The following is a 685-nucleotide window of genomic DNA, read 5'->3' as shown; positions in this document are numbered from 1 at the left end:
GGAATGGTTCAACCGAGGTCCTGGCGGACCGTGGGATTTTTCAGGCGGCTACGCCTGTTTAAGGGAGGGACGTAACAGTCGGCCTGTAGCCCGATCCAGAACCCGTCACTCATCCCGAAGAAGCGCGACAGGCGCAGTCCGGTATCCGCCGTGATGGAGCGTCTACCGGCCAGGATCTCACCCACCCGCTGCTGAGGCACGCCAATCGACTTGGCGAGCCGATAAGGCGTGATCGCCAGGGGTTCTAGGAACTCATGGGCCAGGATCTCTCCTGGTGGCACGGGGGGCAGGTCGCCCTCGGCAACATCGGAAAAGTCGCATTTATGCAAGGATTCAACGGCAATACTCATGGCGGTTTGCCCCTCAGTGATAGTCAATGATCTCAACACCCCAGGCGTGCCCGTCGCGCCATTCAAGACACAGCCGCCATTGGTCATTGATGCGGATGCTATGCTGCCCTTCCCAATCCTCGGCCAATCGCTCCAGCCGATTCCCCGGCGGAACCTTGAGATCATCCAGGGACGCCGCGCGGTTGAGCATCGCCAGCTTGCGTTGCGCCTGTCGGGCCAGCTCCGGCCCCAATGCCATGGACTTAGCATCTAAGGCTTTGATTCTATTAAAATAAGGCATCTTCGCAGGAACCTTGTAGGAGCATGCCGATGAAGCGTTGTAACGCCATCAGTCT

The 685-nt window shown here is 58.8% G+C and carries 2 protein-coding genes; both read right to left on the bottom strand.

From position 1 onward, the window contains the following. Positions 1 to 8 precede the first annotated feature (8 nt). Positions 9 to 350 carry a HigA family addiction module antitoxin gene (locus G3480_RS27180; RefSeq protein WP_164657283.1) on the bottom strand — a complete coding sequence of 114 codons (342 nt, stop codon included), beginning with the start codon at positions 348 to 350 and terminating at the stop codon, positions 9 to 11. Between the two features lie 13 nt (positions 351 to 363). Next, positions 364 to 588, bottom strand: a complete 225-nt coding sequence (locus tag G3480_RS27175; RefSeq protein ID WP_240906122.1) for a type II toxin-antitoxin system RelE/ParE family toxin — start codon at positions 586 to 588, stop codon at positions 364 to 366. Positions 589 to 685: the final 97 nt, after the last annotated feature.

It is taken from the genome of Thiorhodococcus mannitoliphagus (assembly GCF_010915725.1).
Lineage (GTDB): Bacteria > Pseudomonadota > Gammaproteobacteria > Chromatiales > Chromatiaceae > Thiorhodococcus > Thiorhodococcus mannitoliphagus.
Note: the sequence above shows the minus strand (reverse complement) of the source record. Positions and strands in the feature narration are given on the sequence as shown.